Genomic DNA, 17,852 nt, shown 5'->3' with positions numbered 1-17,852 from the left:
CCGATTGATATACACAACAACATCGCGCAAATGCCGATTGAATAGGATTTCACAACGGCATCACGAACCATTTTTTCGCACAAAAGCCACCGTTGCGAAAACGCAAAAAAACAAGCCCCAACAGAACACCATTCACTAAAACGAATCTCGTATCGTTGCTCGCCCACAAGAAACCGCCACCATAAAAATAGGCCACAAAAATCATTACGAATGCCTTTATGGAGACAAAGCACAGAAACGACAGCAAGAAAGCAGCCAAATATAAAGCAATCAATCTAAGTATTTCTTCATTTCCCAATCCGAGATTTGGCATCGTTTATCGCTTTCGTGCCGCTTTCAGCACTGGCAACACCGCCGACAGGAGCGAGATTGTAGGGATAAAAATCTCAGCTACTAATCGACCATACTCAAGTCGAAGGCGCGAAGTTTGCATAAACACGGAGCCCGGTATGCGCCGGGACCGCCGTTTTAGCTTTTACTCTCAGACTTGAACCACGGGCCGAATTTCGATGGATCATCGCTCAACATCCCGGCCTTACGCAACGGCTTCGGCAAAAATCGAATGTGTAAAACGAGAAAAACAATAAAGAATGGAAGGCCTATAGAAAATGCAGAGACGCCATCGCTCAGCCCCATCAGTTTCCGACAAATACCAATCAAAACGACCGTATAGCATCCTGTACTAAAAATCGAAACCAAGCAAACCATGAGCCATATTTGAGCTGTCGCATAGAGCCGCCGCCAATTCATTTCTGCTCTCCTGCGCGGTGAACATCATTGATGACCGTTGCTCCCTTCGAACCAACACCAAACAGCAAAATGCCCTGCGTCGTGCCGTATGGTGCCGCTTGGTTAATGAATGGAATCAAGGTATTGTTATTGATACGCGGTACGGTCACATCAAACATGGATCCCGGACGATTCAGACCATCAGCATTACCCATCTTGAGCGGGACTGGCGCTTTCAGCGCCGCAATCGCAGCTACCAAATTCAACCCGTCATATACAACATTCCCCCAACCAGCGGGCAATGCCTCATTAAACCCATACCGCGCAGGATTCACACCAGGTGAACTAGTTCCGTTGTAACGGTTGTAAAGACCATCCGCACCTTCTGCCATATCACCCAATCCAAAAACGATTATTCCTCCACCGCCGAGAGTACAACCGAGACCGCTTGCACAAAGTCCCGCGCCCGTCTTTACCGTCAGACCACCAACAACGACCTTAGCGGTATCCTTCGCGACTCCAACCGGATCGTTCCTCAACGCATCGCCAACCTTCTGCATCGGTGTGTAATCGAACAAACCCGCTTCCTTTTGCCGATTTACCCAATCCAGCTCCGGACCCAGCGAAGCCACCTCAACTTCACTCACGAAGTTCTTGTTCCGCTCCGCGCTCCCTTCCGGGTATTCTGCCCAACACTTCACCGCATAGCACGCTGCGCGCGTCAGCTTCTCTTGCTCCGCCTTGTCCTTCCCGGCCTTCTCGGCAATTGCTTTCTTTTCATTGTCGTGCAACTGTCGATTGAACCGATCAACGTTATATCCCGAGAACGCCCCCGATTCACCACCCACGACGCCGCCGGCCCCCGTCGCAAGCGCGTTCGCCACAATGTTGCCCAGCGCCTGATTTATGTTGGCGTTGCCGGTCGGATCGCTGCCTGCGATCGCGCTGCTCAGTTCGTTCAGCTTGCCCGACGCGATCGATGCAATCGCCGCGCCAGCTGCGCCACCGACCGCGTTGCCGCCCGCCAACCCCGTTACCAGCGCCGCACCCGCACCTTGCATCAGCGCACGGTTCGCTCCGCCTTCCTTCCATGCGTCCACACCGGCCTGGTCGCCATTGGCTGCAGCATCTTTCATCATCTTGTCCGCGTAGTCCCCGATTCGGCGCGATACCGCTTCGCCAGCCGCGCTGGCCGCCGCCATCATGTCCGACTGGTTGGCCAGCAGGTTCTGCATGTCCGGAAGTTTGGCGACCGTCCCGTTCGTGTTCGTCGTATCGCGATTCAAGCTGGCCACATCCTGCTTCTGGTTTGCCGAATCCGTGATCGTCACCGTCCCCGCACTCACGCCGCTCTTCGTCGTCGCGCTATCGCTGCCGCTGTCGTTCTGGCCGAGCATGGGCGCGGCGCCACCCGTATTTTTGCCCGACGTGCTGCCGTGCGCGCTGTAGTTCATCCCGCCGTCGCCGGTCGTCGCACCCGCACTGAAGCCGCTCGAGCTCGCATCGTAATGTGACTGGTTCTGAACGTCCGAGAAGGACAGCGAGCCTGTCGTCAGCGAATTCTTCGACGCAGCCGCGTCGCTCGCGATCAGCCCGCCCTTCAGGTCGGTATTGCGGGTGACGTTGATATTGAAGCCGCCATCGCCCGCATGAATTCCGGCTTGCTCGTTGACGCCCGCATAACTGCCCGACGCATTGCCCTTGCTCTGGCTGAAGCTCGCGCTGGCGCCACCTTGGCTGATGCTGAAGCCGCCACCCGAACTCGACTGATGCACCGCGCTCGTCAGCGTGTCCTGCACGCTGACGATGTTCAGATTCCCGCCCACGTCGGCGTTCACCTGATTACCCTTCACGTTCGAGCCGATGATGTTCGTATCGCCGCCGGAGATGATCGTCACATTGTTTGCGGCGGTTACATGGCTGTTGTTCTGCATGGCCAGATCGCTGTTGCCGTCGCCGTTCGCCTTCGACATCGCCGCGGAAACACCGAACCCGCCGGTCCCGACCGATACGCCCACGCTCGCGCTCTTCGATTCATTCGTACTACGCGTCGAGTCGGTGTCTGTCGTGTTGACGACATTGACCTGATTCTTCGCGGCCAGGATCACATCGTTCGCGTTCACGTTCGAGCCGGCGATCGTCACATTGCCGCTGCCAGCCTGACCGTTGCCGGTTGCCGCAAACGCCACCGTCCCGCCTGCATTCACATTCGAGCCGCGATTCGTCACGCTGTCCTCGGAGAACGCGCTCTTGCTGTGACTGCTGCCGACGCTGATTTCGACCTTGAACTGGGGCGTTTCACCCGCTCCCAACGCCCGGACCACATCGCCCGCAGCCACGTTCGCATCCCACGCGGCGCTCGCCGCGGCCATCCCGTGCAACGCCGCTGCCCGGCCATCCTGGCTATTGCCGGACGCACGCGATTGACCAACGGCGTTCGACACCGCGTCGATCACCGGTGCCTTCAGTGCCAGCGTCAGGCCGCTCTTCGAGACCTCCTGCGTCTCGCCGCGGCGGTTCGTGTCCTGCGCGGAGTCGATCGTCACGTTCGCGCCTGTGCCACTGAGATTCTTCGCTGCTATCAGGTCGCTGCCGGTCAGGTGCAAATCGTTGCCAGCCGTGATGCTCAGGTTGCCCTTCAGCGAACCGATTGTGCTGCCGTTGTTCGACACCTCGGTCGTCTGGCTGGCAGTCTTCAGCGAACTGCTGCCCACTGACACCGCCAGTCCCCCGCCCGACATCAGCCCGGATTCCTTCTTGTTGTAGTAGCTCGAAGACTGCAAGGTGTCCTGCGACGTCGTCACGGTCACGTTGCGCGCGGCCGTGAGCGTTACATCATTCGTTCCGACGATGGTGCTGCCCTGAACATTGACGTCCTTTCCACTGACGATGTTCACGCCGTCCGCCGACACCAGACTGCCGCGATTGAGCGTCATCGTCTGATCGACCCCGCTCGCCACCTTCACGCCGCTCAGCACATTGCTATGGCTGTGCGTTTCGTGCGAGTTGAATTCATGCGTTTCGGTTACCGCGCCGACATTCACATCGCCTGCCGCCAGCAGGTTCGCGTTACCCTTGTCGAGGCTGATCGCGCTGCCGGAGAGCGTGATGTCCTTGCCCGACACGATATTCACCGTGTCGCCGCCCTTGAGCGCCGTGCCTGTGAGCGCCTGATCCGACGTGTGCAGGCTATCCGCGTAGCTACCGTGACTGTCGCTACCCGAGCTGTTGCTGTTTACCGTCGACGTCGTGCTCGCCGCGCCGAGCGTCACGTTGCCCTTGGCAGCGAGCGTGCCACCCTGCCCGAGGTCGATCTGCGCGCCCTTGGCCGTCAGATCGCCGCTCACAACGACGTTCGACTGCCCGCCGACCGTCACAGAGCTTCCGGTGACCTTGTTGATATCGGTATTCGACACGCCGTTCGCCCGCTGCACGATCTTGTGCTCGCCGGTCTGCACCGCACCGAGATCCCAGTTGCCGCCGACGTTCATGCCGAGATTGCCGCCGACCGACAGGTTGCCTGCGTTCTGCTGGAAGTTGCCGCCCGTGACGATCGATGCGTCGCCCGTGACATTGAGCTTCGCCGTCGGCCCGAGCGTCGTCACTACGCTCGTCGCACCGTCACGGCTCACGCGTGTGTTCGTCTTCGTCGCCGTATCGAGAATCAGGTCCTTGCCGGCGTCGAGCTGCAGACTACCGGCCTTCACGTTCGCCGACGTCAGGTCGATATTGTTCTCCGTCTTCAGCGACATCAGCCCGCCGCTTTGCAGCGCGCCGAACGCGTTGTCGATCTGCTTGCCCTGGATGGCCAGCGTGTTGTCCGCCTTGATCGTGCCGCTGTTCGTGAACGACTGCGCGTTCTTGAGATCGATATTCGTCGCGCTGATCAGCGGGCCGTTCACATTCTGCCGGTTCGCCTGCGCGAGATACACGACCGGCACGAGCACCGACTGGCCATCCACCACGCGGGTTTCCATCATGATCACGTTGCCGGTCAGCTTCGACACCTGCTCGGCCGACAGGCTTGCGCCCATCGGCAGATCGAGCGACTTCGACAGATCCGCGCCGGCCGTCATCAATGATTGGTACATCGTCTGCAGGTCGGCGTACGGCCCCAACACGGCCTTGCCGGTCAGCGCCGTCACCTGATTGCGCACCAACTGCTGTTCATAGAAACCGTCGCCGAGCCGCTTCGGAATATGCGTGAGATCGACGCCGAGCTGGCCGAAGAAGTAGTCGCTCGAAATGAAGTTCTTCTGGTTCGTGAATGCCGGGTTCGTCTCGATCACGTAGTTCGCATTCGGCGCAGTGGTCGGCTTGAACAGCCCGCCTTGCGGAATCGCCAGATTGTTCAGCACGTTCAGCGCCGTCGTGCTGGCGATGATCGGATCGACCGGCGCCGGCGGACCGCCGTGCACCGACGATGCATCCGACTTCACTCCGCTCGCGTTACCGCTCAGGTTGGTCGGCATGAGCCCCGGCACCGACTGTCCCGGCAGCAAGCCAAGCGGTGGAATCGATGCGCTACCGGCCGTGTTGCTGACGCTGACACCCGTACCCGAAATCGTGCCGTTCGAACTCATCGTCGAGAAGTAACCGGGCAGCGTGTAATCCTTGATCGATGCCGGTGCCGCCTGCGTATAGCCGCCCGGGCGGCTGCCGACGAACGGCGCGTTGCCGAACGGCAACCGCCAGTCGTGTTCGGTGTTGTCGTAGTTGTTGTAGTGATACTGGCCCGAGTAGGAGACCGTCACGCCCGGCAGCTTCTGCCCCGACGCCGCCCAGCCGTCCGCGTCGTAGTGCCCCGGTATCTCGATGTCGCCCACGGCCGCGATGTTGCTCCAGTAGTTTTGCAGCGTACCGACCGACGATGCATCGATCTTGCCACCCGACACGATCTGGGCGGCCGGGCTGATGTCCGTTACCGTCGTTGCCGTCGCGCTGTCCGCGTAGTAGGTCGTCTTCTGATAGCTGCTGTTCCACTGCCCGCTATGCGGCGGGTCGGTCGGCACCCCACCCACGAAATCGAGGAAAAGGTCGCGCACTTCGGGCTTGCTCAGGTCGACCTTGCCGACGTCCCGACCCGAGCAGGCTTCCATGTGGATCGCCACGCACCCGGACATGCTGATGCCGAACTGCGCGAGCAATGCGGGATCGATCTGGCTGGTGGACGTCTTCATCACGCGGCGCGTGCTCGTCATCTTGTCCGTATGCAATTCCATGTCGCCTTCGGACTGGATCAGCGCCGAGACGTTGTTGACGAGCCCCGCGTTCGTGTAATTGCCGCTCGCGTCCTTGCCGCCTGCCAGCACGACCTTGCCCATGCCGACGATGGCGGTCGTCGCCATCGAATCGGTCGCGGTCGTGTCATCGCGGTTTTCGATGTCGTGTGCGAGGATTTCGAGCGTGCCGTTGCTGTCGGATGCACCGATCAGCGCGGTCGGGCCGAGGTTCGAGATCGCATTCGTCGCGTTGAGCGATACGCTGGCGCCGACGAGCGCGCCGGTATTGGTCAGGTTGGTCGATTGCGTGTGCAGCAGGCCGCCAGCCGTCAACGCACCGACGTTGAAGATGTTCCCAGCGTTGACGCTGAGGTTGTTGACCGACCGCAGGTTCGCGCTGTTCGTGAAGGTGCCGGGCAGCGTGAAGGCGAGGTTGTGACCGACGTTGAACTGCGTGTCGGATGCCGCCGTGTAATCTCCCTGCAAGTTCACGTTCGCATCATGCGTTGCGCTGTACGTGCCGCCACCCTGCAGCGTCGCCGCCACGACCGACAGGTCGTGCGTCGAGTTGATCTGGCCGTTCGTATTCGTGATGGCGCCGCTCATCGTCACGTTGACGTCGCCGTTTGAATTCGTGACATTGCCGATCGTGCCGCCGCTGTTGTCCAGGGTGTTACCTTGAATATGCAGCGACGCGCCGCTGAGCTGACCGCCCTGCGTGTTACTGATCGACGCTGCGCTGACCGTCACATCGCCGTTGCCGGTAATCGCACCCATGCCCGCTACGCCGCCGGCGCGGCTGTTCGCGATCCGGCTGCCGCCTCGCACCGTCATCTTGCCCGCGCCGAGGTCGACAATGGCGCCGTCCGCGTTGTCGATCGAGGCCGATTGAATGGTGAGCGTGCTGGTGTCGTCCGCAACCGATTGCCCCGCCTGGATGTGGCCGCCTCGGTTTGACAGAGCGCCGCCACTCTTCAACGACAGCGATGCATCCGATCGCAGCAAGCCCTGCGCATTGTTCACGTCGCCCGCAATCGTCGCGTCGATGCCGCGCTGCGCGGCGAGGATACCGCTCGCGTTATTCCAGGACGCCGCGTTGACGATCGCTTGCCCCTTCGTCACGATGGTGCCCGACGCGTTGTCGAGCGCGCTGGCGCCATCGCCCGGCGCAATCGTCAGCGTGCCGGTGCCGGCATGCGTAATGGTGCCGCCCGCGTTGTTAAGCTCGGCCGGCGTGAGCGTCAGGTCAGTGGCGTTGGTCTGAATCACGCCGGCAGCCGAGTTGTCGAGCGTGCCGCTGACGTTCATCCCCATCGCCGAGGATCCATACTGCGTGATCGTACCGCCGTGGTTCACGAGGTTCGCTGCCGTCAGCGCAAGCTGATTCGCCTCGAGCTTGCCGCCGCGGTTGTCCAGCGTTGAATCGGCTATGACCGACAGGTTCGGCGCGACGATCGAACCGCCCTGGTTCGTCATCGAGCCGGTATGGATCGTCGCGTTCGTGCCCGCGCCGATCTGGCCGCCGTTGTTCGCCAGCGTACCGCTGCTGACGCTCAGATCCGTGTTCGACAACAGCTTGCCGTTCGCGTTGTTCAGCGTGCCGGCGACGGTTGCCGTCAGTCCGTTCTGCGCGTTGATCGATCCCGACGTGTTGTTCAGCGCGCCGGTTTGCGCGACGACGCGCCCGTTGCTGGCGATCGCGCCGCCCACGTTCGATACCGACCGCGCACCGCCGCCGAGCGTCAGCGTGCCGTTGCCCGCATGCGTAATCGTGCCGCCATCGTTGACGAGCGCGGCAGGGGAAAATGTCAGATCAGTACTGTTGGTTTGCAGCGTGCCGCCATTCGAGTTGTCGAGCGTGCCCGACACGTTCACGCTCATCGCGCCGGCCCCGGTCTGCGTGATCGCGCCGCCGTGGTTCACAAGATCGGTCGCGTTCAACGAAACCTGGTTGGCCTGTACGGCACCCGCGCGATTGTCGAGGGTCGTGCCAGTCAGCGCGGCCGTCTGACCGACGATCGAGCCGCCGTTGTTGATGAGGCGCGCGCCCGCATCGACAGCCACCTTTTGCGCAGCCTGCAGCGTGCCGCTGCCGTTGTCGACCGACTGACCCGATACCCGCAGATTCGTGTTGGATGTGATCGCGCCGCGATTGACAACGTTTGCGCCTTGGATCGACACATCGCCGTTGCCGCCGATAACGCCGCCTTGCGCGCCGTTCGCGGTGGTACCCGCCGCATTGGTCAATTGGCCGCTCGTTGTCACCGACAGGCCGTCGCCATTGAGCGACGTGATGCGACCCGCCGTGTTGTCCAGCGACGTGCCGGCCACCGTCATGCCGGCCGCGCTCTGGAGGGTGCCCCGGTTGTTCGCGATGGTGCCGCCACGCACGTCAGCCGCGCTTTCGGAGATCAGTTCCCCGGACTGGTTGGCGATCTGGCCAGCCACGTTGACTGACAACGGCCCCTGCGATGAAACCTTGCCACTCTGGTTCGACAGATTGCCGCCAGTCAACGTCATGCCGCCGCCGCCCGACAGGCTGCCGTGATCGTTGATCACGGTGCCCGATGCGTTCGCCTGAATGGCACCCTGCGCGCTCGTCGTCGCGTTCGACAGGTTCACGTCGCCGGCCGTCGCGTTCAGCGACAGATTGCCGTTCGTCGCCGTCCGGCTGCCGGCGAGATTCACGCTGCCGCCCGTCAGCGACGCATTGCCGCCCGCCACATTCTGGCCGGTCGCGGTCAGCTGGCCCGACGCCGTCAGGTTCAGGTCGCCGCCGTGCGTGACGGAACCGTCGTTGTTCACGCCGGCGCCGAGCGTGCCGGTGGAGTTGACGCTGCCAGCGTTGACCGTTGTATTTTGCTGCGCCGCGAGCGTGCCGCTGTTCGTGAGATCGGCGGCCGTGCTCGCCGACAGCGATTGCTGCGCGTAGGTCGTGCCGCTGTTCTCGATGCCACCCGAGGCCGACAGCGCCACATTGCCGCTTGCCGTGGTCTTGCCGGTGAGGACGAGTCGGCCATTCGACTGCAGCGTCAGATCGCCTGCCTGCGCCGCGATCGTGCCGGCGTTGGCGACGCCCACACCAAACTCGTTCGACGCGAGGAATATCCGATCGGCATACATACCCCCTAGCTGACTCACATCGATCGCGACCGACGGAGCCGGGCCGTCGCCGGCGATCGGCGTCGCGGCAAGCGTGTCGTGATTGACGCGGGCGGCGCCTGCGATCACGTTCAGGTTCTTCGCATAGATGGCGGAATTGGCCTGGACCGCGCGGGCGATCAGGTCCACCTGATCGGTACCGGTTGCGTTCAGGCCGGCGCCCGCGACGGTCACGAGCCCGCGGTTGACGTTGTAGCCGGCGAGCGAACCATCGGCGCCGTAGTACGGCACGCCAGTCGTCAAGGTCGCGCGGCTGGTATTGAGAAAACCGCCGCCGTCGACAAAAACCCCGGACGGGTTGGCGAGCACAAGCTCGGCGCGGGCGCCGGCGATCTCGACCGTGCCGCGGATCTGGGAAGGGTTCGGACTGTTGACCTGATTGACGATGATCCGCGCGGCCTGCCCGGCGCCGTAATTCGGGTTGCCGTTGATCCAGCCCGCCTGCTGCGTCTGAACCATCGTGGCCGAGTTGTTCAGGATCGCGCCGGCCTTTTGGACGTCGAACTGGTTGTAGGTGTTGACCGATACGCCTGCACTGGAGGGACGCGCCACGTTGACCTGCGGCAGGCCGTTCGGCGTCTGGATCACCTGTGTGCTGGTACCCGGCGTCGCGACGATCTGCGCACCGGACAGAGTCGGCAGCATGCCGAATACGGCAACGCCTGCCACAACGACGCGAGCGCCGGACATCGACGAGCGCCGCCGCGCGCGTGCTTCACCCGTTGCCGACTTCCCGTCGGCCGTCGCTGTCTCCGCGACGGCCACCACCATACCGCGAAGCCTGGAATACACCAGGCGATGCGTATTCTTGTTCATTCTCGCCGACGCGGCCTGCGTCCGTTCGTTGGTCACCCGGAACGGAGCTTACCGAAAACCTTTCGAATTACTGTCAATCATTACCAAGTCGTTGGCGGAAAAACACAAATTTTGAATTTCGAACGTGTCTAATTGACTCGAAGACGTCATGTCTCGCATCGAGCAGCACGTCGCAGTGAAGAACGCGCAAATAAGCCGTGTCACACCAACCGGCAACCGATCCTCGCCACAGACAAAAAACGCGATTCAGCGCACGGCCCGCTCACGCCTTCCAGGCGCCCATTCACCGCGTCGCCACCACGCCCGTCGTGCCGCGCACCACGAGCCGCGGCGCCGATGCCGTCCTGACGCGCGCCGCATCGTCGACCTGCCCGCCGGCCTCGCGCAGCGCATTGAGCAGCTCCACCGCAAGTCCCGCCGCCTCGGCGGTCGGGATCGCGACCGTCGTCAGCGTCGGACGCGTATCGCGCGCGAGCTGGATGTCGGTGATGCCGATGATCGACAGATCGTCCGGCACGCGCAGCCCGCGATCGGCAGCCGCATGCAGCGCGCCGATCGCCGGCAGATCGTTGGTCGCGAGCAGCGCGGTGAGATCCGGATGCGCATCGAGCAATCGCCCCGCCGCGCGCAGCCCGCCTTCGATCGAATCGGGCTCGGCCGCGACGATCGACGCGTCGAGCCCCGCTTCGCGCATCACATCCGCGAACCCGTCGTAACGCGCCGCCTGCACGCCGCCGGCGCAACCGCCGACGATCGCGCCGATCCGCCGGTGCCCGAGTTCGAGCAGATGCCGCGTCGCGATCCGCCCCGCCTCGCGGAAATCGACCGCGACGCACGGCAAACCTTCCGGCAGCGCATCGGGCCGTTCCCACATGCACAGCACGACCGGCACGCCGCGCCGCGTCACGTCGAGCAGGTCCGGCAGATGGCTCGCGTTCGTCACGAGGATGCCTTCGGACACCGTGCCGGCGATCTGGTCCAGATACGCGCGCCCCTGCGCAGGATCGTCGTTGGTATTGCAGACGATCAGAAACTGCCCGTTGCGCCGCACCGCGCGCTCGACCGCGAGCGCGAACTCGGGATAGAACGGGTTCGCGATGCTCGATACCATCAGCGCGACCGTCGGGGCGCGCCCTTCCGCGAGCGCCCGCGCGGCAAGATGCGGCCGATAGCCGAGCGTCTGCACGGCCTCCAGCACGCGCGCGCGCGTCGCATCGCCGACGCGCCCGCGGCCGCGCAGCACGTTCGACACCGTCGCGGCCGTCACGCCCGCACGGCGCGCCACTTCATCGAGAGTCGCCATGTTTGCTCACTATCTGAGAAGCCCATCCAGTATTTGCTTCGCCGTGCGAAGCGGCGCACTATCGTCGCACGCCCTGCGGCTCGATCGCGGGGCGCGCCCCGGCCGCGAGCGCAATCGCCGTTTTTTTTGACTGCGGTGATTAAGCGCTTAATCATGTGCGGCAACGCATTAGAACATGGAGCGGAGACAATGGCCAGCATCTCGATGCGGCGCGTGCAGAAGGCTTATGGCGACCACGCGCCGGTCATACGCGACGTCGATCTCGAGATCGGCGAGCACGAGTTCTGCGTGTTCCTCGGTCCGTCCGGCTGCGGGAAATCGACGCTGCTGCGGATGATCGCCGGCCTCGAGGATCTGAGTGCGGGCGAGCTGTCGATCGGCGGCCGGCGCGTCGACGACGTGCCCGCGGCCGAACGCGGCGTCGCGATGGTGTTCCAGAGCTACGCGCTGTTTCCGCACATGACGGTCTACGAGAACATGGCGTTCGGCCTGAAGCTCGCGCGCACGCCGAAAGCGGAGATCGACCGCAAGGTGCGCGACGCCGCGCGGATCCTGCAGCTCGACGCGCTGCTCGACCGCAAGCCGAAGGCGCTGTCGGGCGGCCAGCGGCAGCGCGTCGCGATCGGCCGCGCGATCGTGCGCGAGCCCGGCGTGTTCCTGTTCGACGAGCCGCTGTCGAACCTCGACGCGGCGCTGCGCGGCCAGACGCGCGTCGAGATCGCGCGGCTGCACCGGCAGTTCGAGCGCGCGAGCGTCGTCTACGTGACGCACGACCAGACGGAAGCAATGACGCTCGCCGACAAGATCGTGCTGCTGCATGCCGGCGCCGACACGGCGCAATACGGCAGCATCGCGCAGGTCGGCGCGCCGCTCGAGTTGTATCACCGGCCGGCGAGCCGCTTCGTCGCGGGCTTCATCGGCTCGCCGCGGATGAACTTCCTGCCGGCCGTCGTCGCCGCGGCCGATGCGCAGCGCACGACGGTCACGCTCGTGCCGTCCGGCGAAAGCTTCACGCTCGCGCGCGACGGCGCCGCGCTGCGCGCGGGCGACGCGGTCACGCTCGGCATCCGTCCCGAACACCTGACGCTCGGCGCCGCACACGAATCGACGATGCTCGTGCGCGACGTCGCACTCGTCGAGCGTCTCGGCGAGCAGACCTGCGTGCATCTCGACCAGCCGGGCGGCACGCCGCTGATCGCGAAGGTGCCCGGCGACGCAGCGGTGCGCCCCGGCGAGCGCCTGCCCGTGCATGCGCCGGCCGCCGCGTGCCACCTGTTTACCGAAGACGGCCGCGCGCTGCCCGCGTCCGCCACCCTCTCCGTTCACCATTACGCATAAGGATCGCGCATGCGCGTCGGCGTCTGTTACTACCCGGAACACTGGCCGGAATCGATGTGGGCGGACGACGCCCGCCGGATGAAGGCACTCGGCATCGCGCAGGTGCGCATCGCGGAATTCGCGTGGAGCCGCATCGAGCCGTCGCCGGGCGAATACGATTGGGGCTGGCTCGATCGCGCGGTCGACGTACTCGCCGCGGCGGGCCTCGACATCGTGATGTGCACGCCGACCGCGACGCCGCCGAAATGGCTGATCGATCGCCATCCGGACATTCTCGCGATCGGTGCGGACGGCCGCCCGCGCGCGTTCGGCTCGCGCCGCCATTACGACTTCTCGTCGCCCGTCTATCACGAAGCATCGCGGCAGATCTGCACGGCGGTCGCCGAGCGCTATGGCCGCCATCCGGCCGTGCGCTTCTGGCAGACCGACAACGAGATGGGCTGTCACCAGACGGTCGTCAGCTATTCGCCGGCTGCGGTCGCACGCTTTCGTGAATGGCTGAAGGCGCGCTATGGGACGATCGACGCGCTGAACTGCGCGTGGGGCACCGTGTTCTGGAGCATGGAGTATCGCGATTTCGACGAGATCGACGCGCCCGTCGGCACCGTGACCGAAGCGCATCCGACCCATCGGCTCGACTACCGGCGTTTCGCGTCGGACGAAGTGGTCCGCTATCACCGGATGCAGGTCGACGTGATCCGCGCGCATTCGCCGGGCCGGCCGGTCGCGCACAACTTCATGCAGCTGTTCACCGACTTCGATCACTATGCGGTCGCGCGCGATCTCGACGTCGCGACGTGGGACAGCTATCCGCTCGGCGCGCTCGAGGAACACTGGTTCGCGCCCGACGTGAAGGCGCGCTGGCTGCGCACCGGCCATCCGGATTTCGCGTCGTTCAATCACGACCTCTATCGCGGCATGTCGAAGCTGCCGTTCTGGGTGATGGAGCAGCAGCCGGGCCCCGTGAACTGGGCGCACTGGAACCCGGCGCCGCTGCCGGGCATGGTGCGGCTGTGGAGCTGGGAAGCCTTCGCGCACGGCGCGGGCTGCGTGTCCTATTTCCGCTGGCGGCAGGCGCCGTTCGCGCAGGAGCAGATGCACGCGGGGCTGCACACGCCCGACGACCGGCTCGACGAAGGCGGCCGCGAAGCAGAGCGCGTCGCGCACGAGATCGCCGCCGTGCATGACGCCGATGCGCACGCGGACGCCGCGGTGCATGCGCGCGTCGCGCTCGTCTTCGACTACGAAGCGAAGTGGCTGCTCGACGTGCAGCCGCAAGGCGCGGATTTTCAGTACGCACGCATCGCCTTCGACTACTACTCGGCGCTGCGCGCGCTCGGGCTCGACGTCGACGTGATCTCCGCGCAGGCGCCGCTCGACGGCTATCGGCTCGTCGTCGTGCCGCCGCTGCCGATCGTCCCGGACGATTTCGCCGCGCGCCTCGCCGCATCGGGCGCGCATGCGGTGTTCGGGCCGCGCACCGGCTCGAAGACGGTCGACCTGCAGATTCCGCCGACGCTGCCGCCCGGCGCACTCGCCTCGATTCTGCCGCTGCGCGTCTGGCGCGTCGAATCGCTGCGGCCGAACGTGACCGAACGCGTCGACGGCGCGCTCGTCGACGGCGCGCCGTTCGCCGGCCACGCGCGCCACTGGCGCGACCTCGTCGAGGTGCGCGAGGCGGACCGCACCGTCGTGCGCGCGCGCTTCGCGGACGGTCATCCGGCCTGGCTGTCGCACGGCACGCTGCATTACTGGGCCGCGCTGTTCGACGACGCGACCACCGCGCAGCTGTTCGCGAGCGTCGCCGCCGAAGCGGGGCTCGCGCCGACGCCGCTCGCCGACGGCGTGCGCATCAGCCGGCGCGGCGGCCTCACATACGTGTTCAACTACGGCGACACCCTGCACACGATCGACGCCGTGCCGCCGGCGGCGTTCGTGGTCGGCAGCGCCGACGTCGAGCCGCGCGGTGTCGCCGTGTATCGCAGTCACGCATAGCCGTTTCATCGTCACCGCCGCGGCGCGCGACGCGCCGCCCACGCATAACGACAGACAGGACTGGAGACAACCATGACTCATCGCCCCGTTCGCGCCGCCGCCCGCTTCGCCACGGCCGCCGCCGTCGCGCTCGCGTCGCTCGCCGCGACCGCACCCGCCGACGCCGGCACGCTGAGCATCAACATCGCGTTCAAAGGCGCGAGCCAGCGCGCAGTGTGGCAGTCGACGCTCGATGCATTCCACCGCGCGCATCCGGACATCGACGTGAAAGCGACGTTCGTCGACGAGGAAGCGTACAAGGTGCAGCTTCCCGCGTGGCTCACGACCGTCGCGCCCGACGTCGTGAACTGGCATGCGGGCGAACGGATGGCGTATTACGCGAAGCGCGGGCTGTTCGAGGATCTGAGCGGCGACTGGACGAAGAACGGCTGGGACGCGATGTACGCATCGACGCGCAGCGCATCGTCGTACAACGGCAAGCAATACGCGGCGCCGACCGTCTACTACTCGTGGGGCCTGTTCTACCGGAAGGATCTGTTCCGCAAGGTCGGCATCGCGAACGAGCCGAAGACGTGGGACCAGTTTCTCGACGCGTGCAAAAAGCTGAAGGCCGCGGGCATCACGCCGATCGCGGTCGGCGGCCGCGACGCGTGGACGCTCGCCGGCTGGTTCGACTATCTGGACCTGCGCCTGAACGGCAACGCATTCCATCAGCAGCTGATGGCCGGCGACGTGCCGTACACCGACCCGCGCGTGAAGAAGGTCTACACGACGTGGAAATCGCTGATCGATGCCGGCTACTTCATCGACAACGCGCTGTCCTACGATCTCGACGGCGCGCAGCCGTTCCTGTTCCAGGGCAAGGCCGCGATGATGCTGATGGGCACGTTCATCGCGGCCGGCTTTCCGCCGAACGTGAAGCCGGAGATGGGCTACTACCGCTTTCCGGTCATCGACGCGAACGTGCCGACCGCCGAAGACGGCCCGGTCGAATCGCTGCACATCCCGACGAAGGCGAAGAACAAGGCCGACGCGCATACGTTCCTCGCGTTCGTCGAAACGCCGGAGATCGGCGCGAAGCTCGCGGAAGGGCTCGGTTCGCTGTCGGCGAACAGCAAGTCGCCGGAACCGGCTGATCCGATCTCGCGCATCGGCTTCCGGATTCTCGCCGACACGAAGGGCGGCGTCGCGCAGTTCTACGACCGCGACATGACGAAGGAAATGGCCGACGAAGGGATGAAGGGGATGCAGCAGTTCGTCGCGAATCCGGCGCAGCTCGATGCGGTGCTCGCGCAGCTCGAGCAGACGCGCAAGCGCATCTACAAGAAGTGACCGCGTGACCGTGCGGCGGCCGCGCGCCGCCGCGCCCGTTCAGGAGGCAAACCGTGTCCAGTCCGATCACGTCCCACCCGCCCGCCGGCACGGCCGCCGCCGCGGAGCGCGATGATGCCGTGCACGCGCCGCGCGCGCGCCGCCCGTCGCCGGCCGCGCGGCGGCAGCGCCGTGCCGCCTGGCTGTTTCTCGCGCCGGCGTGCGCGATGGTTGCCGTCTATGTGATCTGGCCGATCCTGTCGACGCTGTGGCTCAGCTTCTGCAACTGGGACGGGATGACCGAGCGCACGTTCGTCGGCCTCGCCAACTACGTCGAGCTGCTGCACGCGCCGACCTTCTACACCGCGCTGCGCAACAACGTGATCTGGCTCGTGCTGTTCATGCTCGCGCCGCCGCTCGGCCTCGCGCTCGCGCTGTACCTGAATCAGGCAGTCGGCGGGATCCGGCTCGTAAAGTCGCTGTTCTTCGCGCCGTTCGTGCTGTCGGGCGTCGTCGTCGGACTGATCTTCTCGTGGTTCTACGATCCGACGTTCGGGCTGCTCGCGCTGATCGCCGGGCACGGGATCCCGGTGCTCGGCGACGCGCGCTACGCGACGCTCGGCGTCGTGTTCGCCGCGCTGTGGCCGCAGACGGCGTACTGCATGATCCTTTACCTCACTGGCCTCACGTCGCTGAACCCCGAGCAGATCGAAGCGGCGCGGATGGAAGGCGCGCGCGGCTTCGCGCTGCTCTGGCACGTCGTGCTGCCGCAGCTGCGGCCGACGACGTTCATGGCGATCGTCGTCACCGTGATCGGCGCGCTGCGCAGCTTCGACCTGATTTCGGTGATGACGGGCGGCGGCCCGTTCGAAAGTTCGACCGTGCTCGCGTATTACATGTACGACCAGGCGATCAAGTACTACCGGCTCGGCTATTCCGCGTCGATCGCGGTCGTGCTGTTCGCGATCATGCTCGTCTACATCGCGTTCCAGTTGCGCCGAATGCTGCGCAACGAGCAGTGAACCTACCGGGAGCCATCATGTTTCCGACACCCGTCGCCCAATGGAAACCCGTCACGCGCCGGCTGTACAAGCTGTCGCTGCCCGTCGCGCTCGCGATCTGGCTGCTGCCGCTGATCGCAGTGTTCGTCACGTCGGTGCGCTCGACCGAAGAGCTCGTCGAAGGCCATTACTGGGGCTGGCCGCGCCATTTCTCGATGATCGAGAACTATCGCGACGCATTGACGACGTCGCCAATGCTGCACTACTTCTGGAACAGCGTGCAGATCACGGTGCCGTCCGTGCTCGGCTCGATCGCGCTCGCCGCGATGGCGGGCTTCGCGCTCGCGACCTACCGGTTTCGCGGCAATACCGCGCTGTTCGGCACGTTCGTCGCCGGCAACTTCGTGCCGGTGCAGGTGCTGATGATTCCGGTGCGCGACCTGTCGCTGCGGCTCGGCGTCTTCAATACGGTCGAGGCGCTGATCCTGTTTCACGTCGCGTTTCAGACCGGCTTCTGCACGCTGTTCCTGCGAAACTTCATCAAGCAGCTGCCGTTCGAGCTGATCGAGGCCGCGCGCATCGAAGGCGCCGGCGAGTGGACGGTGTTCTGGCGCATCGTGCTGCCGCTGATCCGGCCGGCGCTCGCCGCGCTCGCGATTCTGGTGTTCACGTTCGTCTGGAACGACTACTTCTGGGCGCTGTGCCTGACGCAGGGCGACGAGGCCGCGCCCATTACCGCGGGCGTCGCCGCGCTGAAGGGACAGTGGACGACGTCGTGGAACCTCGTGTCGGCCGGCTCGATTCTGGCGGCGCTGCCGTCGGTCGCGATGTTCTTCGCGATGCAGAAGCATTTCGTCGCGGGGCTCACGTTCGGCGCGACGAAAGGCTGAACGAAACGCGCGCGGCGGCGCGCGCGAGCGAATCTCCCCCTCCGCATCGAGAGGTTGCCCGCTTCGGCGGGCTTTTTTTGCGTCG

At 64.7% G+C, this 17,852-nt stretch carries 8 protein-coding genes; 5 read left to right on the top strand and 3 right to left on the bottom strand.

Annotated features, from left to right (window positions below; translation table 11 throughout):
• Positions 1 to 49 precede the first annotated feature (49 nt).
• The 3 genes from BCR55_RS32675 to BCR55_RS21425 all read right to left on the bottom strand — a co-directional run bounded on the left by BCR55_RS32675 (position 50) and on the right by BCR55_RS21425 (position 11,232).
• Positions 50 to 313, bottom strand: a complete 264-nt coding sequence (locus tag BCR55_RS32675) for a hypothetical protein (RefSeq protein ID WP_139094072.1) — start codon at positions 311 to 313, stop codon at positions 50 to 52.
• A 433-nt stretch (positions 314 to 746) separates the two neighbouring features.
• Positions 747 to 9,929, bottom strand: a complete 9,183-nt coding sequence (locus BCR55_RS21430) for a hemagglutinin repeat-containing protein (protein WP_175403839.1) — start codon at positions 9,927 to 9,929, stop codon at positions 747 to 749.
• Positions 9,930 to 10,212: 283 nt separating this feature from the next.
• A complete protein-coding gene (locus tag BCR55_RS21425) occupies positions 10,213 to 11,232 on the bottom strand; it encodes a LacI family DNA-binding transcriptional regulator (protein ID WP_065495865.1) in 1,020 nt (339 codons plus the stop codon).
• 189 nt (positions 11,233 to 11,421) lie between these two features.
• On the opposite strand from BCR55_RS21425, the gene BCR55_RS21420 reads away from it, so the two are divergent.
• The 5 genes from BCR55_RS21420 to BCR55_RS21400 all read left to right on the top strand — a co-directional run bounded on the left by BCR55_RS21420 (position 11,422) and on the right by BCR55_RS21400 (position 17,767).
• On the top strand, positions 11,422 to 12,570 hold the full coding sequence (locus tag BCR55_RS21420; protein ID WP_059940020.1) for an ABC transporter ATP-binding protein: 1,149 nt from the start codon (positions 11,422 to 11,424) through the stop codon (positions 12,568 to 12,570).
• A 9-nt stretch (positions 12,571 to 12,579) separates the two neighbouring features.
• On the top strand, positions 12,580 to 14,565 hold the full coding sequence (locus BCR55_RS21415) for a beta-galactosidase (protein ID WP_065495863.1): 1,986 nt from the start codon (positions 12,580 to 12,582) through the stop codon (positions 14,563 to 14,565).
• A gap of 72 nt (positions 14,566 to 14,637) precedes the next feature.
• The gene (locus BCR55_RS21410; RefSeq protein ID WP_006409669.1) at positions 14,638 to 15,897 is read left to right on the top strand and encodes an ABC transporter substrate-binding protein; all 1,260 of its coding nucleotides are present in this window, start codon (positions 14,638 to 14,640) and stop codon (positions 15,895 to 15,897) included.
• Between the two features lie 53 nt (positions 15,898 to 15,950).
• A complete protein-coding gene (locus tag BCR55_RS21405) occupies positions 15,951 to 16,898 on the top strand; it encodes a carbohydrate ABC transporter permease (RefSeq protein ID WP_059940029.1) in 948 nt (315 codons plus the stop codon).
• 17 nt (positions 16,899 to 16,915) lie between these two features.
• Complete coding sequence (locus BCR55_RS21400) at positions 16,916 to 17,767, top strand: carbohydrate ABC transporter permease (RefSeq protein WP_006404677.1); 852 nt, start codon at positions 16,916 to 16,918, stop codon at positions 17,765 to 17,767.
• Positions 17,768 to 17,852 lie beyond the last annotated feature (85 nt).

The organism is Burkholderia sp. CCA53 (assembly GCF_001685525.1).
Classification (GTDB): Bacteria; Pseudomonadota; Gammaproteobacteria; order Burkholderiales; family Burkholderiaceae; genus Burkholderia; species Burkholderia multivorans.
Note: the sequence above shows the minus strand (reverse complement) of the source record. Positions and strands in the feature narration are given on the sequence as shown.